The following is a 22,520-nucleotide window of genomic DNA, read 5'->3' as shown; positions in this document are numbered from 1 at the left end:
CATATTTATAATTACATTCTCTTTCATCTTACCACATTTCTTAAAATTTAACCTTAAAATTCAAAAAAACTCTTCGCAAAAATTTGCGAAGAGTAGCACATTATTTTTTCAAATGATAGTTATAAGTCGAAATAATCACATTTTCGTGAGGACTTAGTGCTCGACGTAATTGTAACGCAGTTTGGTTATGCAAGATATTTTGCCATGATTTTTTCGGAATAAATTGTGGTACAACTACCGTTACAGACGCATTCCGTTTTTCCGCATTTTTAGCAATAATATCTGTAAAACGCAAGACAGGTTGAACAACGGAACGGTAGGAGGAGTGTAAGTCCACGAAGCGAATATCTGGAAAGGCTTCTTTGAACTCTTTAGCCGTTTCGTGTTCCTTTTGCGGATTAGTATCAAAAGATACGTGCATAGCGATAACGTAATCACCAATAGAACGCGCATAGTCAATCGCCCCGGTCGTCACGTGAGTTACAGATGAAACCAACACAATCACAGTCGAACCATCATAGCGATGTGAATCCGCCTTGACTTGGGCGTTTAAACGCAATTGTTCCGCAATCTTAATGTAGTGATCATTGATTTTATAGAATGCAAACATCAAGACCGCCATGATGATGAGATATGGCCAAACGTTGTCGAAGTGTAACCAAAACAAGAAAACCACTAAGGCTAGGGAAATAGCTGCTCCTAAGAAGTTGAAACAGGCATTGAGAACCCAATTTTTCCCTCTTTCTCTGAACCAGTGGATAATCATCCCTGATTGTGACAATGTAAAGGGCACAAACACCCCGACCGCATACAGCGGAACTAGGAGACTAGTTTGGCCATTGAAAATTAAGATTAAGACAATGGCCCCCATCGCTAAGGCAATAATCCCGTTAGAGTAGCCTAACCGGTCCCCTTTTTCCATAAATAAGTGTGGCATGAACTTATCTTTAGCCATGTTATAGGCTAAGACCGGAAAGGCTGAAAAACCGGTATTTGCCGCTACTGCTAAAATCATAGCGGTCGCTAATTGTAACATGTAATAGAAAATTCCTTTGCCAAAGACTGCTTCTCCTAATTGGGATAACATAGTATTTTCAGCACTAGGTTCAATCCCTGCATAGTAAAACATCACCGTCACGGACGCCAAGAAGAAACCTAAGATAATTGCCATAATTGTTAGCGTAGCCGCTGCATTTTTTCTTCTTGGAGAGCGGAAGTTAGGCACCGCATTGGAGATGGCTTCCACCCCTGTTAAAGATGACGATCCGGCTGAAAAGGCCTTTAAGAATAAAAGTACCGTCATTCCTTTGACACTAGAACCAACCGCAGCATGGGCATGATATTCAATATTACCGGTCGCAATATTAAAGAATCCAACTCCGATTAGAGCTAATATCATGATGACAAAAAAATAAACTGGTACGGTTAAGAAGGAAGCTGATTCCCGTAACCCCCGTAAGTTCAAGGTCATAATAAATAAAATAATAATAATCGAAATTGGTACACTGTATTTATACAGGGCAGGGATGGCCGAAGTAATAGCTTGTGTCCCTGAAGTCACAGAAACCGCCACTGTCAACATATAATCAACCAGTAACGATCCTCCTGCAACTAGCCCCGCAGTTTTCCCCCAATTTTGGGTAGCGACAACATAGCCCCCACCTCCGGAAGGATAGGCATGAATAATTTGCCGGTAAGACATGGTAATTGCAAATAATAAAATTAAGACAATTCCCACGGCTGGTAAGGTGTACCATGTCGCAGCTGCGGATAGAGCAAACAAAACTGCGACAATTTCTTCAATCCCATAAGCGACTGAAGATAAAGCATCTGAAGATAAAAGCGCTAAGGCTTTAAATTTGGTTAGAGCTTGGCCCCCTTCTTCGGCTGTCTTCAGCGGGGCACCAATCAGTAGCCGTTTCATATAACGCCACATAATAGACTCCTTTTTATATGGAAATTTATTTTGTTTTCATCCATGTTTACCAATTTTAGGACAAAGCGCTTAACTTTGCAACTAATTTTTGATGAAAATTAAAAAAGCTCCCATCAACATCTCGATGAGAACTTTCCTTTCTTACATCATGCCACCCATGGCTGCAGGATTGGCTGGAGCGTCATTTTCACTTGGTTTGTCTGCAACAACGGCTTCTGTAGTTAATAGTAAAGCTGAAACAGAGGCAGCGTTTTGTAAGGCTGAACGTGTCACCTTAGTAGGGTCTACAATTCCGGCTTTTACCATGTCAACCCATTCATTATTAGCGGCATTGTAACCAATACCTGGTTCTTGTTCCTTTAATTTTTCAACAATGACGGAACCTTCTAACCCGGCATTTTCAGCAATTTGGCGTACTGGTTCTTCCAACGCGCGCTTAACAATGTTAATCCCCGTTTGGACATCACCTTCAGCCTTTAATTCTGCCACCGCATCAATAACGTTTACCAAGGCAGTACCACCACCAGGAACAAAACCTTCTTCAACCGCAGCGCGAGTAGCGTTCAAGGCATCTTCGATACGGTATTTCCGTTCCTTTAATTCAGTTTCCGTTGCAGCACCCACACGGATTACGGCTACCCCACCGGCTAACTTCGCCAAACGTTCTTGCATCTTTTCTTTGTCAAAATCAGAAGTTGTTTCTGCAATTTGGGCACGAATTTGGTCAATACGTTCCGCAATGGCTTGACGGTCACCAGCACCTTCCGTAATCGTAGTGCTATCCTTGGTTACAATAACTTTGTGAGCTGAACCTAATTGAGCCACACTGGTATCCTTCAATTGCAAGCCTAATTCATCAGTAATGACCGTTGCACCAGTTGAAATTGCAATATCTTCTAACATAGCTTTACGACGGTCACCAAAACCTGGGGCCTTCACAGCTACCACATTGAAGTTACCACGGATCTTGTTCAAGACCAAAGTAGGTAAAGCTTCACCATCCACGTCATCTGCCACAATCAAGAGACTGCGACCTTGTTGGATAATGTCATTTAATAATGGAGCAATTTCTTGAATGTTAGATAACTTCTTATCTGTTAATAAGATGTATGGGTTATCCAAGTCAGCTTCCATCTTGTCAGTATCTGTTACCATGTATTGTGAGAGGTAACCGCGGTCAAACTGCATCCCTTCAACTACGTCTAATGATGTGTCAATACCCTTAGATTCTTCAATGGTGATAACCCCATCGTTACCGACCTTTTCCATCGCGTCAGCAATTAATTCCCCAACTTCTTGACTTGCAGAAGAAATTGACGCAACTTGAGCGATGTCACTCTTAGATGAAACTGTGTGTGACATTTCGTGCAACTTAGCAACTGCTGCTTTGGTAGCCATTTCAATCCCAGAACGAATGCCCACAGGGTTAGCGCCAGCCGTTACGTTCTTCATACCTTCATTTACGATAGCTTGGGTTAAAACAGTCGCCGTAGTGGTCCCGTCCCCTGCAATATCGTTGGTCTTTGAAGCAACTTCGGCGACTAACTTAGCCCCCATATTTTCAAAGTGATCTTCTAATTCAATAGCTTTAGCAATTGTTACACCATCATTAGTAATGGTTGGTGCCCCAAAACTTTGTTCCAAAACCACATTACGCCCCTTAGGTCCAATCGTTGACTTAACAGTGTTAGCTAACTTGTCAACCCCTTGAAGCATCTTTTTTCTTGCATCTTCTGAGAATTTAATTTCTTTTGCCATTTTCATTTCACCTCATCAAATAATTAATCTACAATTGCGATTAAGTCGTTTTCACGTACCACTAAGTATGTTTCTTGATTGTACTTCACTTCTGTACCAGCATACTTGTCAAATAAGACTAAGTCACCTTCTTTAACACTTAAAGCAACTGTTTGGCCGTTTTCCAAGACGCGACCTGAACCTACTGCCACCACTTTGGCCGTTTGAGGTTTTTCTTTAGCGTTAGAGGCTAAAATAATTCCTCCAACCTTTTGTTCTTCTTGTTCTTGAACTTGTAAAATGACACGATCTCCTAATGGTTTTAGCACGTAGAATCCCTCCATATCTTTTTTAGCACTCTTTGCACTTGAGTGCTAATGATTACAAGTATTACTATAAACGCTTTCCTTAAAAAATGCAAGCCTTATTTAGCACTTTATTTCATCGAGTGCTAAAATGTGCTATACTAAGCCCTAGAAAACAATAGAAAGAGAATCCATTTATGACTAATTCACGAAATAGTTTCGCCATTTTAATAACCTATTGCCTCTTCCAAATACTCAATACTCTTTGCCTTAATCTTTTGCCCTTAAAGGCACAACCTTACCTTTGGGGTACTTTACTTGCTTTACTGGCTTGCGCAGCCATGTTTGGGATTCAAAAAAAATTTACTTTTCATAATCCCTATGACCAAGCCCATATCAGTGGTCCTCAAAGTTTACTCTGGAGTTTGGGTGGAGCTCTAGGCTTATTCTTAGTTCAAATTTTGGGTTTAAACCTCGAATACCTCCTTTTAGGACAAAAGCTTACTTCCGCCAATACCAGCCTCTTGTTAACTATAATCGGCAAATATCCTTACTTTACGCTAACTGTTGTTTTAGCGCTCCCTATTTTGGAAGAATTTGTCTTTCGCAAAGTAATCTTTGGTAATCTCAGTCAACATATTTCTCCTCTCGGGGCAGCCCTGCTTTCGAGCTTGCTCTTTGCCTTAGCTCATGGCGACGGACACTACCTAACTTATGCCGGGATGGGCTTACTTTTATGTGGGGTTTATGCCAAAACTCACCGACTCACTAGCTCCATGTTAAGTCATATTCTAATGAATGCTGCTATTTTAATTATGGCATACTACTAAAAAAGACCAAGAAGGCTCATTCTTGGTCTTTTTTATTCATCCTCAGTCCCAAAACGGTCTAAGAAGTAAATTAAAGTTTGTAATTCATTCGTTAAATCAACATTTTGTACCCGCATATGTTCCGGCACATTGATCCGTAAGGGTGTAAAGTTCAAAATCCCTTTAATCCCGGTTTCCGTCAATTCATCAGTCACTTTCTGAGCAACTGGTGCAGGCACCGTCAAAATTGCAATCTCAATCTGCTGTGCATTAAGTTGCTCTTTCATATCTGACATCGGATAAATAGGTACCCCACTTTGAATCGTACCAGCAATCTCTTCATTAATATCGAAAGCTGCACTAATACGAACATTGCTTCCACCATGGAAGTTGAAGTTCAAAAGCGCATGTCCCAAGTTACCGACCCCAATCAAAGCTACATTAGTTAGCCGGTCTTGGTTTAAAACCTTTTTGAAAAATTCAACCAAAGAAGCAATATCATAACCATAACCACGCTTACCTAAAGCACCAAAGTAAGAAAAATCACGGCGAATTGTCGCCGAGTCGACTTTTACTGCTTCAGCCAATTCAGTTGAGGAAATCCGGGTCTTACCGGAATCAGCTAAGATATTGAGGTATCGATAGTAAATTGGTAACCGCTTGGCTGTCGCATTAGGAATATTTTCAGTAGCCATTTCATTCTTCCTTTCACATAGTTTTTATTTCTATTCTACCACATCTGAGTCCTGAAAATAAAGCATAATCATCTAATGTTTTGGACAATATAAGAACAAAATACTATATTTTTCACAAACTTAACTTTTTAAAAAATCCCTCGTTTATGCTAAAATTAAGAGGACTAAATTTACAAAAAGTGTAGGAATATAAAAATGATTTTACTGCAAGCGCAACAAGTTGCTCGCCATTTTGGCGCAGACGTCTTGTTTGAAAATATTAATCTCGAAATTCAAGATAATTCCCGGATTGCCTTAGTCGGAAGAAACGGCGCCGGAAAATCAACGCTAATTAAAATGATTATCGGTGAAAGTGAGCCTAGTGCCGGCAACATCGCCAGAAAAAAAGATTTAACCATCGGTTACCTAGCGCAAAATGCCGACATTTCCTCTGACCGGACGATTATGGATGAAATGTTAGCTGTGTTTGACTATCTTCAAGACATGGAAAAACAAATCCACCAATTAGAAAGCGCCATGGCCAATCCTGATGCTGACCATCAAAGCCCTGAATACGCGCGGATTTTAAAGCAATATGACCAATTACAACACGATTTTAAGGAACAAAACGGTTATGGTTATGTCAATGAAATTAAGTCTGTTCTCCACGGTTTCCACTTTGAAGAAGCCGACCATGACCGCTTGATATCTTCCCTTTCCGGAGGGCAAAGAACCCGCCTCGCCTTGGCTAAGTTATTGTTAGAAAAGCGTGACTTATTAATTTTGGACGAACCAACCAATCACTTAGATATTGATACTTTGACCTGGTTAGAAAGTTACCTCCAAAGTTATGCCGGTGCCCTTTTAATTGTCTCCCACGACCGTTACTTCCTAGATAAAATTGTCAACGAAGTTTACGAAATTAGCCATAATAAATGCCACCACTACCACGGCAATTACAGTCAATATATTGATGAAAAAGCCCAACGTCTCCAACAAGAATGGAAGCAATACGAAAAGCAACAAGTTGAAATCAATAAGTTGGAAGATTTTGTCAACCGTAACTTGGTCCGAGCTTCAACAACCAAACGAGCCCAAAGTCGACGGAAACAATTGGAAAAAATGGATCGCTTAGATCGACCTGAAGGTTTAGAAAAAGGACCACATTTCACCTTCTCCACTAAAAAAAACAGTGGGAACTTAGTCCTAACCGTCACTGATGCTGCCATTGGTTATGATGGCAATATCATCTCTGAACCCATCGACTTTGAAGTTCGTAAAAACAATATCATTGCCGTAGTGGGACCTAATGGGATTGGGAAATCTACCTTATTGAAGTCCATTCTTGGACAAATTCCTTTCATTAAAGGTAGTTCAAGTTTTGGAACGGGGGTTGAGGTTGGCTACTATGACCAAGAACAAAAAAATCTCAATCCCCAAAAAACGGTCTTAAACGAACTTTGGGACGAGCATCCCACCACGCCTGAATATGATATTCGTTCTATCCTCGGTTCTTTCCTCTTTTCTGGAAATGATGTCTTAAAATCTGTGGCCTCCCTTTCCGGAGGTGAGAAGGCCCGTTTACTCTTAACGAAGCTTGCCTTTCGTCATGATAACTTCTTACTTTTGGACGAACCAACTAACCACTTAGATATCGACTCCAAGGAGGTGCTAGAGCAAGCCCTTCTGGAATTTGACGGTACCGTCCTCTTTGTTTCCCATGACCGTTACTTTATCAACAAGGTCGCAACCAGTGTCCTAGAAATCACTCCTGAAGGCAGTCAGCTTTTCTTAGGTGACTATGATTACTACTTGGAAAAGAAAGAAGAAGCCGAACTCCTCAAGCAAGCTAAAGAAGACACAAGCTACTCGATTACCGAAAAGCAAGTTTCTACAGGGAAAGTTAACTATCAACAATCCAAGGAACGCCAAAAGCAAGAACGCAAATTACAACGGGCCGTTGATAGTTTCGAAAAAGAAGTTGAAAAACTTGACTCACAAAAATCAAACTTAGAAATCGAAATGGCCCAGCCAGAAGTAGCCACAGATTTAGGTAAGTTAACAGATTTACAAAAACAATTAGACGAACTGACTACTAAACTAGCCCAAGCCGAGGAAGCCTGGGAAACTGCTAGTCTTGAATTAGAAGAATTTTTAGAAGGGTAATCACTGATTACAACATAAATAGCGCTAGCTCCGTATCTTGCGAGCTAGCGCTATTTATCTACATTTCCATATCTGGGTACCAGTCAAATTCAAGGCCAGGGTTGGCATTTAAGTCTAAACCAGCTCGAACGCCTTCTTCATAAGCCACATAACCAGCAGCCCCAATCATGGCAGCATTATCTCCACAGTACTTAAGAGGGGCTTTAACTAATTTCACATCTGGAAAAGACTTTAAGTGTTCGTCTAAACTTTGTCGTAAACCAGAGTTAGCCGCCACACCACCAGCTAAAATTAATTGTTTCACAGGAAAGTTAGCTAAGGCCTTCATGGTCTTTTGAGTTAAGACATCAACTACACTATTTTGGAAGCTAGTAGCTAAATCCGCTTGATTTAATTCTTCGCCAATTTGATTTGCATGGTGAACTGTATTAATAAAGGCAGACTTCAAACCAGAAAAGGAGAAGTCGTAATTATCTTCATTTACCATAGCTCGTGGAAAATTAAAAGTATCTTGCCCGGTTTGGGCTAATTGGTCGATTTCCTTACCAGCCGGGTAAGCCATCTTCATCACACGCCCAACTTTATCGTAAGCTTCACCAGCAGCGTCATCACGAGTTTCTCCGATGATTTGGAAACTATTTCGTGATTCCATGTAAACCAGTTGGGTATGTCCTCCAGAAACCAAAAGTGCTATAGCTGGAAATTCCAAAGGTGCCACAAACCGGGCCGCATAAATGTGACCAGCCATATGATTCACCGGCACTAAAGGTAAATCATGCGCATAAGCAATCGCTTTGGCAGCCGCAACCCCAATTAATAAAGCCCCTACTAAACCAGGACCTTGTGTCACCGCCACAGCAGTGAGGTCTTCATAGGAAACTTCGGCGGTGGCTAAAGCCTCCTTAACACAGTAGGTAATTTGTTCAATGTGGTGCCGACTAGCAACTTCTGGTACCACCCCTCCAAAACGTTGGTGACTCTTAATTTGAGTTGCGACAACATTAGCTAAAACCTGGCTACCATCTTCAACTACAGCCACACTAGTTTCATCACAACTCGATTCGAAGGCCAAAATTAAATTTCTTTTCTTACCCATATTAATTTGTTCCTCGTCTTCTTAATTCTTTTTCCATCAGATAGGCATCTTCACCTTCTGGTAAATAATAATTTGTTTGTACTTTGACTACCCGAAAACCCAGGGTACGATATAGCTGTTGAGCGACTTGATTTTTAGTTGCAACTTCAAGGCTCACCAAATGACAGCCCGCATCTTGCGCCTGGGTTAACAACAACTCCATTAACATAGTTCCGATTTTGCGTCCCTGATACTGCGGTAAAACAGCAATATTGGTAATGTGAGCTTGTTTGGGGTTACGTTCCAAGTCAATTCCAGCAAAGGCCACCAATTCATCGTGGTAACGGACAACCAAATATAAATGGGCTTTTTTTTGAGATAATTCTTTTCGAAAGACTTCTTCATTCCAAGGTACTTGCCCGCCATAGACTTGGCGTTGAATTTCTAGCATTTCTGCAATATCAGGGATTACCGCCCGACACAAGAGGTACTCATGGCCTGCCCAAGTAAGGCGCCGACTTGCAAACTGCAACTGATTTTGATTTTGAAAAATATTGCGTATAATTTTTTGCTTAAACTCTTTGAACGTAGCTATCATCATCATTGTCCTTTTGCGGATTTTGGTCTAACCATTGTCTTTCCGCTTGCGTCAACCGCAAGTAGGCAGGTACAAAAGTATCAATTGCTTCTAAATCTCGCTTTTGCCCCACTAAGCCTAACACATAAGCACTTGGGTAGGCAAACTGTTGTTCAGCAAAGTGAGCCGGAAAATCTTGACTTAATTTTTCTTTCAAGTTCAAGGCGTCTTGACCGATAAAAATTATTTCCTGGTCGAAAGCTCGCAAGGCCGCCTGTAAATCAGTGATACTAATGTGGACATCCGCCAAAACATTAACTAATTTGCCATCTTGCCAAGTATAAGCACCAGCAAAAACATTATCACGTCGCGCATCAAAGACCGGCACTAAAATGGCGTCAGTTTGAGGATAGGCCTGGGCTAAAACTTCCAAGCTAGATACACTGCTAAGTTCTTTATCTAAAGTATAAGCTAAGGTCTTAGCTGTGGTCGCTCCAATACGCAAACCCGTATAAGAGCCCGGGCCTTTGGCAACAACCAAACGATCAATCTCTTGGATAGTTAAATGTGCTTCTTGTAAAGTGGCATCAATTAAGGGCATAAGATTTTTACTGTGGTCTTTGCCCATTCCATAATTAATTTTAGTTTCAGCATATAAATTTTGATCTTCTAAAACCGCAACACTCAATGGCTTATTAGAAGTTTCGATTGCTAAAATTTTCATTGAAATTTTCCCTTTCTGTCTTTTTCATCCATGGAATATCTTAACATATTTCCTGACTTGGATATATGTAAAAGCAAAAAAAGTGAAAAACGGACACCCGTCTTTCACTACCTTGTTTGCCACTTACACTCAGCCAAGCAAGAAATTGTTGCATCACACCTAATTTCATGATACGTCGTTGAGTCATCGATTTGCACGATGCTGGTAACTTCTTGGCCATAGTGGACTTCGTTTTTATAAACAATATTCATTTCAATCAGTTGATGATTTAAGAGGAAATCGGCCTCTAAACTATCCAACATCCAATCGAAATAATGAACATTATTTACATGTCGATTTTCATCAATGTCCATAAAACGGACCCGGTAATTTTTTTGATTACTTGGATTTGCCGGTACTTGAGGCTGGGCTAAACGTTCCACTTTCTTAGTCTTTTCCACCTCAAAAGGTGCTACAACTTCCGGTAAAATCCGCGTCATTTTACGTTTTTCTTGATCCATGAGCACAAAGACACTGTGCATAGAGGCCATCTCTTGACCGGCTTCATCATATAACCAAAAATCACGATAGCAAAAAAAGGAATTATAGTTTTGAGCCTGAGTTTTGACCGTTACCTTTTGACCACGTTGGGGCAAGGTCTTAACCTTTAATTGATGCTGAGTAATGACCCAGCCTAGCCCTAGCTTCTGAACTTCTTGACTACCAACGCCTAAAGAATCGCTATGACCTTCAGAAGCTAATAATAATAAATCGACTAAACGACCAATTCCCATTTGCCCCGTCATTTCCGTTTCATAAAATAAGACAGTGTGGTCCAAACTATATGCGTTAGGCATTAGTCCTCCTCCTCATCTAAATGGTGATAAGCCCGATAAACGACTTGTTTTTTTACCTGATTAAGCTTGGCCACTTCTTTAATAGCCTCCTTGCTAGAAATACCCGTCGCTATTACAGCTTCCACCTGATTTGCATATGGTAAAGTCAAATCAAGCCCTGAATCCTGAATTTGTGGAGGGTTCGCATTCCCTTCCACTAAAACCACAAATTCACCACGAATAGTTTCATTTTGAGCCCATTCTTGAACTTCACCTAAACTTCCGCGTAAAAATTCTTCATATTTTTTGGTCAGCTCCCGACATAAAACCACTTGTCGTTCCGCCCCGAAAACTTGTACCATGCTAGCTAAGGTTCGCCCGATGCGATGCGGTGCTTCGTAGAAAATCATAGTACATTTTTGATAATTTAACTCTTCCAGTTGTTTAACTTGGTCTTTAGGTTTAGGGGGCAGGAAGCCATAAAATAAAAATGGTTGCGGTGCTAATCCCGAAGCAATCAAAGCTGTTAGAGCCGCATTCGGCCCTGGCAAAGGTATCACCGGAATTTGAGCTTGTACACAGGCTGCCACCAATTCCTTACCTGGATCACTAATCGAAGGCATTCCCGCATCACTGACCTGCGCAATACTATGACCGGCCTGCAATTTTTCCAGCAACTTCGGTATCCGCATTTGAGTATTATGCTCATGAAAAGAAATTTGTGGCGTCGATACCTCAAAGTGAGCTAACAACCGGGCAGTATTGCGCGTATCTTCGGCGGCAATGAGATCCACCTTCTGTAAAGTTTCTATCGCCCGCGGCGTCATGTCACTCAAATTTCCAATTGGCGTGGGTACGAGATATAACTTTCCAGCTTGAGTAGTTTGAAAACTACTGGTCTTAGTAAACATTAAGCACGCTCCCCATAAATCACATCTTGGCAAAAAATGCAAGGTTCATCATTCACACGTCGTGAACCATACATTTCGTTACAGACATGAAATCCTTCTTTATATAATTTTTCCAAATTTTGGCGCGATTTAGAAAGACCTTCTTTAACATCTTGGTTTTTTTCTTCCAAGTCTTGCAGTCTTTCTCTAAGGTGCTGATTTTCGATTTCCAGTTCAGCATTTCTTTCGAGAATTTCTGTAAATTCTTCTTTCATGGTCGCTAAGGCTTGCGTGACGGCCATGGTTTTTTCTTCTAATTCTTCAAAATTTTCATATACTTCACGTTTTTCCACGAAATCACCCCTTATCTACCAAAACATTCACTTAAATTGAGTGTTAGTTCCTCTAAAATATTTTGAAAATTAACGTTAACAGCTAACTTTTGCCAGGATTTTAGGCTAATTTCTAAAGCCTTCACAATCCGTGGTCCCCCAATATGAGCGGCGATATCTTGCAATTGAGGCAGATACATCTTAAAAGCTAGTTCATCTTGTCTTTGATAATATGTCAACATGGTATCCCGAATCAAAAGTACCAATACCTGGAGAAGTCTTTCTTGTTCTGCCTTATTTTCCAGATACGGCATCAATTTGACTTGCACATCAACAAAGGCACGCAAATCACCTCTCAAGGTTAGATTATACCATTCCCACAAGTTTTCTACCAATTTTTCAAATTTTTGGTCTTGACTTAAAGCCAAAGCTTGTTCATAGTCACCACACAAGTGGGCTAAAAGACTCGCCTTACCGGGCGTAACTTGAGCATCAACCAATTCCTTGACAATCTGCTTGGTTGATAAGGCCGCTAACTCCACTGTTTGACAACGCGAAATAATTGTTGGCAAGATGAGCTGCGGACTCTCACTTAGTAAAAAGGCATTGACCAAACCACTAGGCTCTTCCAAAAACTTCAGCAAACTGTTAGCCGCCCCTGTGGTCATTTTTTCCGCATCTTCAATGATAAAAATTTTCCGCAAACTTTCCAAACCACTTTTAGAAAATTCACTCTTTAAAAAACGAATTTGGTCAACCTTAATTGATTGGCCTTCTGGTGCAATCCGCACCACATCAGGGTGGCTATTTTCACTAATCCGGCGGCACTCTATGCAAGTTTGACAAGGATAACCTTGTTCATCTTTTTGTCGGCAATAAATTGCCTGCGAAATCCACACAGCCAGCTCTTTTTTACCGGTGCCACTCGGACCGGTTAATAAATATGCATGCGCGAGGTGGTCTTGCTTGACTAATTTGGCAAAATGCTGAGTTAGATTTGCTTGGAGTTGGGTAATTGCTTCCATCTGCCTCCCCCTTAAAAATGGTAAAATTCTTCGATTGGGACCACAAAAACTGTCGCCCCACCAACTTGAACCTCAAGCGGTGATTTATCATCAATTTGACTAGGAGCATCTAAATTAATGGGTGGCACCCGGTAGCCTTCATGTTTTTGACAAACCTGCTTAATAATTTCAATAACAGCTGGCACTTTAGCTTGACTACTACCAATCAAAAAAGTCGTATTACCAGCTTTTAAAAAAGTCCCCGTCGTTGAAAGCTTAGTAGCCTTCACCTCCGCTTCAATCAAAGCGGTACTCAACTTATTACTGAGACTATCTTGCACAATTGCAATAATCATTTTCATGGTATCACCTTAAGCTTCAAAAAATGCTGGAACACGCTTAGCTAAAACCTTAAAAACATCTGCAACCACCTGCTCAAGTTCTTGGTTAGCATTAATCGTCACAATACGATCAGGATATTTTTGTGCTAATTCTTGGTACGCAGCACGTACATCATCATAAAAACTTAAATCCTCTTGGTCCAAACGATTAACTTCGTTAGTCCGTCCCGCCACAATCCGTGCTAAGCCAACACGAGGATCGACATCAAAGTAAATAGTTAACTCTGGACTCAGTTTGTCCGTTGCAAATTCGTTGAGTTGAGCGACAACATCCATTCCTAACCCCCTGGCACGTCCTTGATAAACAATGGAGCTATCCACAAAGCGATCACATAAGACTAACTTATTTTCTTTTAGGGCGGGTAAGATATTTTCTTCCAAATGTTGACTCCGAGCAGCTGCATATAGTAACGCTTCCGTTTTTGCTGACATTTGGGTGTTTTTGACATCTAAGATGACCTGGCGAATTTCTTCGGAAATTTTATTACCACCAGGTTCGCGGGTCAATAAATATTTTGCTTGTTGGCCTTTTTGATCTAAAAATTCAATAATCTTTTTTAAGACGCTGGTCTTACCAGAACCATCGCTGCCTTCAAATGATATAAAATATCCACTCACATTAATTTCCTCCAAATTTATTGACTCAAGAAAATACCCGCTCCCCTAAAGGTTGCGGGTATTTTTAGTTGAACCAGTTTTGCCGTTCAACCGTGGCGCGTAACTCACCCTTTAGGTGTCTACGACGTGCTTCTTTAAATAAGAACTCATAACGCGCCCGCGCAAGTTTCGTTCGAGCTTCTAACTCATCATCCACATCATAGACCGCATCTTGGGTATGCTTAGCAACATCCCACTGCGCCCGGGCTTGATAAATATCCGTTAATAAGCGTTCATTATACTTTTTGCGTAACTTTTCTTTTGGTTTAAAGAAAAACATGGCGCCACTTCCCTACTATAATTCTGTTCGACCTTCAATTGCCTTCAACAAAGTCATCTCATCTGCATATTCAATATCACTACCAACCGCTAATCCGTGGGCTAAGCGTGTCATTTTAATTCCCGCAGGTTTGATCAATCGAGACAGGTAAGTCGCAGTCGCTTCCCCTTCTGGGGTGGCATTGGTTGCCAAGATTACTTCTTCAACAGCTTCATTTGTTTGTAGCCGCCTTAACAATGAGGCAATATTCAAATCATCAGGTCCCTTACCTTCTAAAGGTGATAAGACCCCATGCAAAACATGGTAGAGTCCCCGGTATTCCCGCATTTTTTCAAGCGACATAACATCACGCGGCTGTTCAACCACGATAATTTTACTTTGATCACGACCCTTATCGGCACAAATCATGCAAGGATCGCTTTCCGTAATATTTCCACAAACACTACAATAATGTAAATCTTTTTTAGCTGACACCAAAGCTTTAGCGAAATCGTTAACATCTTTTTCATCCATATCTAAAGTATAAAAAGCCATGCGGGTCGCAGATTTATTCCCAATTCCGGGTAATTTCATATAGCTTTCAATTAACTTAGCAATTGGTTCTGGATATTGCATCTATTTCCGCCCTTTTCTTACATTCCCGCTAAACGAGAATATTTTCCCATTGTTTTTTGAGTTGCATCGTCAATTTGGGCCATGGCATCGTTAACCGCTGCAATCACAAAGTCTTGTAACATATCCACATCATCAGGATCCACAGCTTCTTCTTTAATAGTAAGGTCTTTTAATTGGTGATCACCAGTAAAAGTTGCCAAAACCATATCTTCAGGAGCTTTCCCCGTAAATTCTGTTTCATGCAACTTTTCTTGGTCTGCTTGCATGTTTTTTTGCAACTTTTGCATTTGTTTCATCATACTTTGCATATTTCCCATTCCACGCATCATAATTTATCAATTCCTTTCAAATTTAATGATTAATCGGCTTGGACGGTGACAATTTCGTCACCAAATTTTTCTTTGGCCGCGACTACCACAGCTTGTGCCGCTTCAATAGCTTTCGTTTCTTCGGCTTGTTTTTGGTCTACCATCGTTTCAGCCTCAGCCTGTTGGGCTTGACCTTTAAGATTGTGACTCTTAATGTAGGCTTGCCTTACTTGCCCCCACATTCTTTCAGGTAAAACCGTCAATCTCACTTCCCGGTTTAAGAGCCGGACTAAGGCTCGGGTCACTTGTTCTTGCACCGTCGGATCCGCTTGGAACTGTTCGGGCATAAAATCATAAGAAAAGGCAATGACCGCCCCACTTGGACTCGCAGCCACTGGTTTCCCAAAGGACATCATAGAAGAGGACTGTTGCGGTAACATATTCAAGAGGTCCGGCCAAATATCTTGCATGGCCATCAAATCGGCCCGCGTTGCCTGACCCAAGACCTCATTAATCTGAGCTTGGTTAGCCTTAAAGGGACCACTACTCTTCACTTGCCGTGTTTGCCGGTTAGCTTTAGGAGGCGCTGCTTGCGTTGATACACCTTGACTTTGTAAAGCTTCTACTTTAGCCGTTAAACTTTGCACTTGGGTAATGAGTTGGTTGACCTCTGCTGTATTGACTTCTGGCTGAACCCCATTGGTTACTTCAGGTGCTTGGTCACTTAATTGACTCAATTTGACCGTTAGCACTTCCAAATATACCGCTTCATGACTGGTGAAACGCATATTTTCTTCTTGCTCATTTAAGATATCAATCATTCGGTAAATCTTAGCTGCACTGCTTTGAGCTACGAAAGTTTTAAAAGCCTCCGTCAACATCCCAAGTTCATTTTGCTCAAGCAATTCTGGTGCTTGTTGATACAGGAGCATATCTCGACAGTAGGCAATCAAATCTTCAACCAAACGTTTAGCTGACTTGCCATCAGCTAATAATTCATGGACCGTTTTTAAGGCTTGCGGAGTTTCATGTTGACTAACCTGACTTAAGTAAACGGTCAGTTTTTCATTGGTTACACTCCCCGTTACCAAAAGGGCGTTTTCCAGAGTCACATCATTATCCCCAAACGAGATAACCTGATCTAAGATTGATAAGGCGTCTCGCATCCCCCCTTCAGCCACCTTGGCAATCACTTTAAGGGCTTCGGGTTGGTAACTAATTGCCTTTTCATCCAGAATATATTCCATTCTTTCTAAAATTGCCGTCACTTCAATGCGCTTAAAATCAAAACGCTGGGTCCGTGAAATAATCGTGGCAGGGATTTTATGGGGTTCGGTTGTTGCTAAAATAAAGACTACATTTTTGGGCGGTTCTTCCAAAGTCTTCAATAAAGCATTAAAGGCCCCTGTCGATAACATGTGAACTTCGTCAATAATGTAGACTTTATAATCAGCTTGGGTAGGCGCATATTTGGCCTTGTCCCGGATATCCCGAATTTCTTCGACCCCGTTATTGGAAGCCGCGTCAATTTCAATTACATCATTTAACCGCCCTGCCGTAATAGCCTGGCAGGTTTCACATTTATTACATGGCTCCCCATCTTTTTGATGATGACAGTTTAAAGCCTTGGCAAAAATTTTCGCCGCTGAGGTCTTCCCCGTACCACGAGGCCCAGTAAAGAGGTAGGCGTGGGTAGTCTGCCCCGTACTCAAAGCATTGCGTAAGGTCTTAGTCACCATTTGTTGACCGACTAAATCCGCAAAGCGCTGTGGCCGCCAAACTCGGTATAATGCTTGATACCCCATAAACTCACCTTTCTTTTAATATTTATCTTAAAAAAAATCTCCCAGCCTAATCCGAAAAGCATAAGCTGGGAGTTCAATATCATCGTAACTTGGAACACATGCCCTCACATACTTAGTGCTGCTTTCTTCCGAACCTGACACGATTCGTAAGGAGAACATTGTTCCAAGGCCTTACGGCACTTTTAATGATACATGATTTACTTTCAAAAATCCAGCTTTTTTTATCTTAATTGTTGAAAAAAATCTTGTAAGAGGGCCAAACACTCTTTTTGGCAAATTCCTTTTTCGACATCAGCTTGATGATTCAAACGCGGATCGTCTAAAAGATTCATAATGGTCCCACAGGCCCCCGCTTTAAGGTCACTAGCCCCATAATAAACTGCGTCTAAGCGACTATTTAAAATTGCTCCCGTGCACATCGGACACGGTTCTAAAGTCACAAAAAGTTGGCAGTCATTTAAGCGCCAGGAATTTAGCGCTTGATTCGCCTCACGAATAGCCAAAACTTCGGCGTGAGCTAAGCTATCTTGCTGACTTTCCCTCAAATTGTGACCACGCCCAATAATTTGTCCTTCATGCACGACGACAGCGCCAATCGGTACTTCACCTTTAGCTTGGGCTTTTTGGGCTTCTACAATTGCGGCTTGCATAAATTTTTCTTTAGCTTGTGGCGTCATTTAAGCTTCCTTTACCGCTTCTAAAATGAAATAGCCCTTATTTTTCTTGAGGACCTGGCAATTACCAAAGACTTCCACCATCTTTTTTTGGGCGGAAGGTGCGCCTTGCTTCTTTTGGATTACCACGACCAAACGTCCTCCAACCTTTAAGTGGTCGTAAGCGCCACTCAAGATGCCGTGTACCACTGGTTTACCGGCCCGAATTGGCGGGTTAGTCAAAACAAAATCATAATCCGTTATTGTAACGCCTTCATATTGGTTGGAAGGAAAAATACTGACGTTTGAAATGCCATTGTTGCGAGCATTTTTCTTGGCTAAGTCCATGGCAAGGTTATTGACGTCTACCATATCAACATGGTTGGCCGGCCATTTCTTAGCTAAGGCCAAACCAATGGGGCCATAACCGCAACCAACATCTAAGATTTTGGCTTGCGCTAACAGCTCAGCTTCGTTTTCAGCCAAAGCATCTAACATCACACAAGAGCCAAAGTCGACCCGACTTTTCGAAAAAACCCCGTTATCTGTCGTAAAATTTAAATCATGATCCAACAAAGTAAAACTCCAAGTTTTTTCGTCATGTTGGACATCCGGATTTTCAGTATAATAATAATTTGTCATTTATTTCGTTTCCTTTTTTATTTTCCTCTTAATCATACGAATAAAAGGCGATAAATTCAAGCTATTTGCTAGTTAAAAAATTAAGTTTTGCACCTTTCAAGAACCACAAGATATCGTTATAACCAAAATTTCATACCCAATATCTTGGGAATCAGCTCTTGAATTTGTCTCAAGATGTTGTATACTTAAAACACAATAAAAATTTCCAAGGGAGAGATTGTTATGCTCGAATTATACACAAAAGATAATTGTATTCAATGCAAGATGACTAAAAATGTTTTACAACAACTAAACATCACTTACACTGAGCACAATATCAATAACGAACCAGAGTATGTTGATTACTTAAAAGCCAAAGGCTTCCGTTCCGTTCCTGTTCTAGAACGCGACCAAAAGCCCATTGTAGCCGGTTTCCGTCCAGACCTTTTACGCGGCCTAGCCTAATAAAAGGAGGGCAACGTTAATGAAAATCGTCTACTTTACAGTCACGGGTCAGACCCGACGCTTTATCAAAAAACTTGGGTCTGAATTTGAGAGCTATGAAATTAATCCTGCTAGCGAATTTCCAGAAATCACGGAACCGTTCGTCTTGATTACGCCGACATACGAAGACGCAATCACCGAACCCGTCCGTGATTTTCTTGATTATGCCGAAAATGCTAACTACCTAAAAGGTATTGTCGGTACTGGTAATCGAAACTTCGCTCAACTATTTATTTTTACTGCTAAAGATTTAGCAGAAGAATATGATACCCCCATTATCTATGCTTTTGAATTTAACGGTACATCTAAAGATGTTTCAAACTTCAAGAAAGCGGTGAAAAAACTTGAGTCTTAAAAACTTAGACACTAATAAAGTTACTTATTTTGATTTAAATAACCAAATCAACATCTCTGTTAACGGACAAATCCCTTTGGAAAAGGACAAGCAGGCCCTAGAAGCTTTCCTTAAAGAAAATGTTGAGCCAAATTCTATGAAGTTTGACTCTTTAAAAGAACGTTTTGACTACCTTTTGGAAAACAATTATATCGAAGAAGAATTTATTAAAAAATATGACTTTGCTTTCATTGAGAAAGTCGCCCAAAAAATTTACTCCGCTAACTTTACCTTCAAAACCTTTATGGCAGCTTACAAATTTTATGCTCAATATGCTCTAAAAACCAACGATGGAGCTTATTACTTAGAAGGATTTAACGAAAGAGTATTAGTTAACGCACTTTACTTCGCAGACGGTGACGAACAATTAGCTATGGATTTGGCTGATGAATTAGTTAACCAGCGCTATCAACCAGCTACCCCTTCCTTCTTGAATGCTGGACGTAAGCGACGTGGAGAGTTAGTCTCATGTTTCTTAATCCAAATGGAGGACAACATGAACTCTATTGGTCGGGCCATAAATTCTGCCTTGCAGCTTTCAAGGATTGGTGGAGGTGTGGGGATTACCCTTTCAAACCTTCGAGGTGCAGGCGCACCAATTAAAGATATCCAAGGGGCTGCTTCTGGCGTGGTACCTGTCATGAAACTTTTAGAGGATTCCTTCTCTTACTCCAATCAGTTGGGACAACGGCAAGGAGCCGGGGCGGTTTATCTCAATGTCTTTCACACAGATATTGAAGCTTTTTTAGCCACTAAAAAAGAAAATGCTGATGAAAAAATTCGGGTTAAAACTCTATCTCTCGGTTTAGTCGTTCCCGACAAATTCTATGAATTAGTCAAGAACGATGAAGATATGTACCTTTTTGATCCTTGGGGTGTAGAAAAAGTCTATGGTAAACCCTTCTCTTATGTGGATATTTCAAAAGAATATGACAACATGGTCGCTAATAACCTAATTCCAAAGAAAATTATCAAGGCCCGTGAGTTAGAAACAGAAATTTCTAAATTACAACAAGAATCTGGCTACCCTTATGTGGTCAATATCGATACGGCTAATGAAGCTAGTCCAATTGCTGGCAAAATCATTATGTCTAACCTCTGTTCAGAAATCTTGCAAGTTCAAACCCCCTCAGAAGTGGCCAACGACCAATCTTACTTGCAATTAGGAACAGACATCTCATGTAATTTAGGCTCTACAAATATTGTTAACCTCATGGCTTCACCTGATTTTGGTAAATCTGTCAAAACCATGACCAAAGCACTAACCTTTATTTCTGATGCCTCAGATATCGATGTTGTACCAACCGTTCAAAAAGGAAACGCCCAAGCCCATACCATTGGTTTAGGGGGCATGGGACTACACGCCTACCTAGCTAAAAACCATATTAACTATGGTTCAAAAGTTGCCCTGGAATTTACTTCTGTTTACTTCATGTTGCTCAACTACTGGACTTTAGTCGCTTCTAACGAATTAGCCGTGGAAAAGGGCGAAAGTTTCGTCGGCTTTGAAGCTAGCGACTACGCTAACGGGAAATACTTTGACAAGTACTCAGAAAAAGACTTCCGCCCTAGTTTGGATCGGACCAAAGAACTCTTTGACGGCATCTTTATTCCCGGCCCTGCTGACTGGCAAGCCTTAAAAGAAAAAGTTATGACCGGTGGGTTATACAACCAAAATCGCTTAGCTGTCGCGCCTAACGGATCAATTTCTTATATTAACGACACCACCGCGAGCTTGCATCCCATCATCAACCGAATCGAAGAAAGACAAGAAAGAAAAATTGGGAAAATTTATTACCCTGCACCATATTTATCCAATGATACTATTAAATTCTACCAATCCGCTTATGATACCAGCATGATTAAAGTTATTAACACCTACGCTGCTGCCCAAGAACATATTGACCAAGGAATGAGTTTAACCCTCTTTATGCGTTCAACCATTCCTGCCGGACTCTATCCTTGGAAAGAAGGTCGCACCGATAAAATGACGACCCGCGATTTATCTATTTTACGTAACTACGCACATGATAAGAAAATCAAATCCATCTACTATGTACGGACTTTTACAGATAATAACGGTGAAGTCGGTGCTAACGAATGCGAAAGTTGTACAATTTAAGAAAGGTAGAATAAAAAGATGGCAGAAAATTACCAAGCAATTAACTGGAATAATTTAGAAGATGAAATTGATAAAGCAACCTGGGAAAAATTAACGGAACAATTTTGGCTCGATACCCGTATCCCAATTTCCAATGATTTAGCTGACTGGCGAACTTTGACAGAGGCTGATAAAGACGTTGTTGCTAAAGTTTTTGGTGGTTTAACACTCTTAGATACCCTACAATCTCAAGATGGCATGTCTTCTTTAAAGCAAGATATTCGGACCCAACACGAAGAAGCAGTGCTTAATAATATTGAATTTATGGAGTCTGTCCACGCTAAGTCATACTCTTCAATCTTCTCAACTTTAAATACGCCCGCAGAAATTGACGAAATCTTTGCATGGACAAATTCAAACGAAATCTTACAATACAAAGCCGAAAAAATTAACCACTACTACCAAGAAGGAACTTCCCTTCAAAAGAAAGTGGCATCTGTTTTCTTAGAAACTTTCCTCTTTTATTCTGGCTTTTACACACCCCTTTATTGGTTAGGCCACAACAAATTGCCTAATGTGGCTGAAATTATCAAGTTAATCTTACGAGATGAATCCGTTCACGGAACCTATATTGGTTACAAATTCCAATTAGGCTTCAACGAACTTTCTGAAGAAGAACAAGCCAATTTTCAAACTTGGGTTTATGACTTGCTCTATGATTTATATGAAAATGAAGAAAAATATACCCACCTACTCTATGATCAAGTAGGTTGGACCGAAGAAGTTTTAACCTTCTTGCGTTACAATGCCAATAAAGCTTTGATGAACCTCGGCTTTGATCCTCTCTTCCCTGACACAGCCGAAGATGTTAACCCCGTTGTTATGAACGGGATTTCCACTTCGACTTCCAACCACGACTTCTTCTCCCAAGTCGGCAATGGTTATCTTTTGGGAAACGTAGAAGCTATGGATGATAATGACTACCTCTTCCGTTTTGATGACGAAGATGAAGAGTAATAGTTTCCAAATAAAAAGAAGTCCTATGGACTTCTTTTTATTTGGCCTCAAAGCCACTTTAATAGTAAGCACACCATAACAGGACGTAAAAAGAAGCGATGGAAGAAATCCAATTGGTTA

25 protein-coding genes and 1 other RNA gene are annotated in these 22,520 nt (G+C 40.8%); 6 read left to right on the top strand and 20 right to left on the bottom strand.

Features of this window, described 5'->3' with window-relative positions; all coding sequences use genetic code 11:
- Positions 1-100: 100 nt before the first annotated feature.
- From FC36_RS01010 to groES, 3 genes are all read right to left on the bottom strand, one after another.
- The gene (locus FC36_RS01010; RefSeq protein WP_025020442.1) at positions 101-1,936 is read right to left on the bottom strand and encodes an APC family permease; all 1,836 of its coding nucleotides are present in this window, start codon (positions 1,934-1,936) and stop codon (positions 101-103) included.
- A 141-nt stretch (positions 1,937-2,077) separates the two neighbouring features.
- The gene (gene groL / locus FC36_RS01005) at positions 2,078-3,694 is read right to left on the bottom strand and encodes a chaperonin GroEL (protein WP_056986662.1); all 1,617 of its coding nucleotides are present in this window, start codon (positions 3,692-3,694) and stop codon (positions 2,078-2,080) included.
- Positions 3,695-3,717: 23 nt separating this feature from the next.
- A complete protein-coding gene (gene groES, locus FC36_RS01000; RefSeq protein WP_025020443.1) occupies positions 3,718-4,002 on the bottom strand; it encodes a co-chaperone GroES in 285 nt (94 codons plus the stop codon).
- Between the two features lie 173 nt (positions 4,003-4,175).
- Between groES and FC36_RS00995 the strand changes: the two genes are divergently transcribed.
- The gene (locus FC36_RS00995; RefSeq protein ID WP_056986661.1) at positions 4,176-4,808 is read left to right on the top strand and encodes a CPBP family intramembrane glutamic endopeptidase; all 633 of its coding nucleotides are present in this window, start codon (positions 4,176-4,178) and stop codon (positions 4,806-4,808) included.
- Positions 4,809-4,840: 32 nt separating this feature from the next.
- On the opposite strand, the gene FC36_RS00990 is transcribed toward FC36_RS00995, so the two are convergent.
- Complete coding sequence (locus tag FC36_RS00990; protein ID WP_023859102.1) at positions 4,841-5,482, bottom strand: redox-sensing transcriptional repressor Rex; 642 nt, start codon at positions 5,480-5,482, stop codon at positions 4,841-4,843.
- A 195-nt stretch (positions 5,483-5,677) separates the two neighbouring features.
- Between FC36_RS00990 and FC36_RS00985 the strand changes: the two genes are divergently transcribed.
- Positions 5,678-7,627 carry an ABC-F family ATP-binding cassette domain-containing protein gene (locus FC36_RS00985; protein ID WP_056986660.1) on the top strand — a complete coding sequence of 650 codons (1,950 nt, stop codon included), beginning with the start codon at positions 5,678-5,680 and terminating at the stop codon, positions 7,625-7,627.
- A gap of 58 nt (positions 7,628-7,685) precedes the next feature.
- Here the strand turns inward: FC36_RS00985 and tsaD are convergent, their stop codons facing one another.
- From tsaD to FC36_RS00910, 16 genes are all read right to left on the bottom strand, one after another.
- Positions 7,686-8,723 carry a tRNA (adenosine(37)-N6)-threonylcarbamoyltransferase complex transferase subunit TsaD gene (gene tsaD, locus FC36_RS00980; protein WP_023859100.1) on the bottom strand — a complete coding sequence of 346 codons (1,038 nt, stop codon included), beginning with the start codon at positions 8,721-8,723 and terminating at the stop codon, positions 7,686-7,688.
- A 1-nt stretch (position 8,724) separates the two neighbouring features.
- Complete coding sequence (gene rimI, locus FC36_RS00975) at positions 8,725-9,303, bottom strand: ribosomal protein S18-alanine N-acetyltransferase (protein WP_161628280.1); 579 nt, start codon at positions 9,301-9,303, stop codon at positions 8,725-8,727.
- Positions 9,275-10,003, bottom strand: coding sequence for a tRNA (adenosine(37)-N6)-threonylcarbamoyltransferase complex dimerization subunit type 1 TsaB (tsaB, locus tag FC36_RS00970; protein WP_056986659.1), 729 nt, complete (start codon positions 10,001-10,003; stop codon positions 9,275-9,277). Before tsaB ends, rimI begins: the two co-directional genes overlap by 29 nt.
- Before the next feature lie 107 nt (positions 10,004-10,110).
- A complete protein-coding gene (locus tag FC36_RS00965) occupies positions 10,111-10,839 on the bottom strand; it encodes an acyl-[acyl-carrier-protein] thioesterase (RefSeq protein WP_025020444.1) in 729 nt (242 codons plus the stop codon).
- Positions 10,839-11,729 (bottom strand): 16S rRNA (cytidine(1402)-2'-O)-methyltransferase, encoded by an 891-nt coding sequence (rsmI, locus tag FC36_RS00960; protein ID WP_023859096.1) that lies wholly within the window; start codon positions 11,727-11,729, stop codon positions 10,839-10,841. The genes FC36_RS00965 and rsmI overlap by 1 nt, the downstream gene beginning before the upstream one ends.
- Positions 11,729-12,061 carry a DNA replication initiation control protein YabA gene (locus tag FC36_RS00955; RefSeq protein ID WP_025020445.1) on the bottom strand — a complete coding sequence of 111 codons (333 nt, stop codon included), beginning with the start codon at positions 12,059-12,061 and terminating at the stop codon, positions 11,729-11,731. The genes rsmI and FC36_RS00955 overlap by 1 nt, the downstream gene beginning before the upstream one ends.
- Before the next feature lie 11 nt (positions 12,062-12,072).
- On the bottom strand, positions 12,073-13,065 hold the full coding sequence (holB, locus tag FC36_RS00950) for a DNA polymerase III subunit delta' (protein ID WP_023859094.1): 993 nt from the start codon (positions 13,063-13,065) through the stop codon (positions 12,073-12,075).
- A gap of 11 nt (positions 13,066-13,076) precedes the next feature.
- The gene (locus tag FC36_RS00945) at positions 13,077-13,406 is read right to left on the bottom strand and encodes a cyclic-di-AMP receptor (RefSeq protein ID WP_023859093.1); all 330 of its coding nucleotides are present in this window, start codon (positions 13,404-13,406) and stop codon (positions 13,077-13,079) included.
- 9 nt (positions 13,407-13,415) lie between these two features.
- Positions 13,416-14,063 carry a dTMP kinase gene (gene tmk / locus FC36_RS00940; protein ID WP_025020446.1) on the bottom strand — a complete coding sequence of 216 codons (648 nt, stop codon included), beginning with the start codon at positions 14,061-14,063 and terminating at the stop codon, positions 13,416-13,418.
- A 64-nt stretch (positions 14,064-14,127) separates the two neighbouring features.
- On the bottom strand, positions 14,128-14,382 hold the full coding sequence (locus FC36_RS00935; protein ID WP_025020447.1) for a YaaL family protein: 255 nt from the start codon (positions 14,380-14,382) through the stop codon (positions 14,128-14,130).
- A gap of 15 nt (positions 14,383-14,397) precedes the next feature.
- Complete coding sequence (recR, locus tag FC36_RS00930) at positions 14,398-14,997, bottom strand: recombination mediator RecR (protein WP_023859090.1); 600 nt, start codon at positions 14,995-14,997, stop codon at positions 14,398-14,400.
- A gap of 17 nt (positions 14,998-15,014) precedes the next feature.
- Entirely contained in the window at positions 15,015-15,326 is a 312-nt protein-coding gene (locus tag FC36_RS00925) for a YbaB/EbfC family nucleoid-associated protein (RefSeq protein WP_023859089.1), read from the bottom strand.
- 29 nt (positions 15,327-15,355) lie between these two features.
- Complete coding sequence (dnaX, locus tag FC36_RS00920; protein ID WP_056986658.1) at positions 15,356-17,110, bottom strand: DNA polymerase III subunit gamma/tau; 1,755 nt, start codon at positions 17,108-17,110, stop codon at positions 15,356-15,358.
- Between the two features lie 83 nt (positions 17,111-17,193).
- An RNA gene (gene ffs / locus FC36_RS11485) (signal recognition particle sRNA small type) lies at positions 17,194-17,280 on the bottom strand.
- Between the two features lie 51 nt (positions 17,281-17,331).
- Entirely contained in the window at positions 17,332-17,787 is a 456-nt protein-coding gene (gene tadA / locus FC36_RS00915) for a tRNA adenosine(34) deaminase TadA (protein WP_035187822.1), read from the bottom strand.
- Positions 17,788-18,405 carry a class I SAM-dependent methyltransferase gene (locus tag FC36_RS00910; protein ID WP_025020448.1) on the bottom strand — a complete coding sequence of 206 codons (618 nt, stop codon included), beginning with the start codon at positions 18,403-18,405 and terminating at the stop codon, positions 17,788-17,790.
- Positions 18,406-18,627: 222 nt separating this feature from the next.
- Here FC36_RS00910 and nrdH point away from each other — a divergent pair, with 222 nt between their 5' ends.
- Genes nrdH through nrdF form a run of 4 tightly spaced genes read left to right on the top strand, consistent with a single transcriptional unit; the run spans position 18,628 to position 22,400 of the window.
- The gene (nrdH, locus tag FC36_RS00905) at positions 18,628-18,849 is read left to right on the top strand and encodes a glutaredoxin-like protein NrdH (protein ID WP_023859085.1); all 222 of its coding nucleotides are present in this window, start codon (positions 18,628-18,630) and stop codon (positions 18,847-18,849) included.
- Positions 18,850-18,868: 19 nt separating this feature from the next.
- Positions 18,869-19,243 (top strand): class Ib ribonucleoside-diphosphate reductase assembly flavoprotein NrdI, encoded by a 375-nt coding sequence (nrdI, locus tag FC36_RS00900; protein WP_023859084.1) that lies wholly within the window; start codon positions 18,869-18,871, stop codon positions 19,241-19,243.
- Positions 19,233-21,404: a class 1b ribonucleoside-diphosphate reductase subunit alpha gene (gene nrdE, locus FC36_RS00895; RefSeq protein WP_035187825.1), complete on the top strand. Its 2,172-nt coding sequence runs from the start codon at positions 19,233-19,235 to the stop codon at positions 21,402-21,404. Before nrdI ends, nrdE begins: the two co-directional genes overlap by 11 nt.
- A gap of 18 nt (positions 21,405-21,422) precedes the next feature.
- The gene (gene nrdF / locus FC36_RS00890) at positions 21,423-22,400 is read left to right on the top strand and encodes a class 1b ribonucleoside-diphosphate reductase subunit beta (protein WP_025020449.1); all 978 of its coding nucleotides are present in this window, start codon (positions 21,423-21,425) and stop codon (positions 22,398-22,400) included.
- Positions 22,401-22,520 lie beyond the last annotated feature (120 nt).

The sequence above is a fragment of the Ligilactobacillus equi DSM 15833 = JCM 10991 genome, from assembly GCF_001435735.1.
Taxonomy (GTDB): domain Bacteria; phylum Bacillota; class Bacilli; order Lactobacillales; family Lactobacillaceae; genus Ligilactobacillus; species Ligilactobacillus equi.
Note: the sequence above shows the minus strand (reverse complement) of the source record. Positions and strands in the feature narration are given on the sequence as shown.

Coding starts and splice junctions, on each gene's coding strand:
- FC36_RS00990 (WP_023859102.1), bottom strand. CDS start 5,482: ATGGCTACTGAAAATATTCCTAATGCGACAGCCAAGCGGTTACCAATT.
- rimI (WP_161628280.1), bottom strand. CDS start 9,303: ATGATGATAGCTACGTTCAAAGAGTTTAAGCAAAAAATTATACGCAAT.
- FC36_RS00945 (WP_023859093.1), bottom strand. CDS start 13,406: ATGAAAATGATTATTGCAATTGTGCAAGATAGTCTCAGTAATAAGTTG.
- tadA (WP_035187822.1), bottom strand. CDS start 17,787: ATGACGCCACAAGCTAAAGAAAAATTTATGCAAGCCGCAATTGTAGAA.
- nrdF (WP_025020449.1), top strand. CDS start 21,423: ATGGCAGAAAATTACCAAGCAATTAACTGGAATAATTTAGAAGATGAA.
- FC36_RS01010 (WP_025020442.1), bottom strand. CDS start 1,936: ATGTGGCGTTATATGAAACGGCTACTGATTGGTGCCCCGCTGAAGACA.
- FC36_RS00935 (WP_025020447.1), bottom strand. CDS start 14,382: ATGTTTTTCTTTAAACCAAAAGAAAAGTTACGCAAAAAGTATAATGAA.
- FC36_RS00925 (WP_023859089.1), bottom strand. CDS start 15,326: ATGATGCGTGGAATGGGAAATATGCAAAGTATGATGAAACAAATGCAA.
- dnaX (WP_056986658.1), bottom strand. CDS start 17,110: ATGGGGTATCAAGCATTATACCGAGTTTGGCGGCCACAGCGCTTTGCG.
- tsaB (WP_056986659.1), bottom strand. CDS start 10,003: ATGAAAATTTTAGCAATCGAAACTTCTAATAAGCCATTGAGTGTTGCG.
- FC36_RS00965 (WP_025020444.1), bottom strand. CDS start 10,839: ATGCCTAACGCATATAGTTTGGACCACACTGTCTTATTTTATGAAACG.
- recR (WP_023859090.1), bottom strand. CDS start 14,997: ATGCAATATCCAGAACCAATTGCTAAGTTAATTGAAAGCTATATGAAA.
- holB (WP_023859094.1), bottom strand. CDS start 13,065: ATGGAAGCAATTACCCAACTCCAAGCAAATCTAACTCAGCATTTTGCC.
- groL (WP_056986662.1), bottom strand. CDS start 3,694: ATGGCAAAAGAAATTAAATTCTCAGAAGATGCAAGAAAAAAGATGCTT.
- FC36_RS00995 (WP_056986661.1), top strand. CDS start 4,176: ATGACTAATTCACGAAATAGTTTCGCCATTTTAATAACCTATTGCCTC.
- FC36_RS00910 (WP_025020448.1), bottom strand. CDS start 18,405: ATGACAAATTATTATTATACTGAAAATCCGGATGTCCAACATGACGAA.
- rsmI (WP_023859096.1), bottom strand. CDS start 11,729: ATGTTTACTAAGACCAGTAGTTTTCAAACTACTCAAGCTGGAAAGTTA.
- tsaD (WP_023859100.1), bottom strand. CDS start 8,723: ATGGGTAAGAAAAGAAATTTAATTTTGGCCTTCGAATCGAGTTGTGAT.
- FC36_RS00985 (WP_056986660.1), top strand. CDS start 5,678: ATGATTTTACTGCAAGCGCAACAAGTTGCTCGCCATTTTGGCGCAGAC.
- nrdH (WP_023859085.1), top strand. CDS start 18,628: ATGCTCGAATTATACACAAAAGATAATTGTATTCAATGCAAGATGACT.
- nrdI (WP_023859084.1), top strand. CDS start 18,869: ATGAAAATCGTCTACTTTACAGTCACGGGTCAGACCCGACGCTTTATC.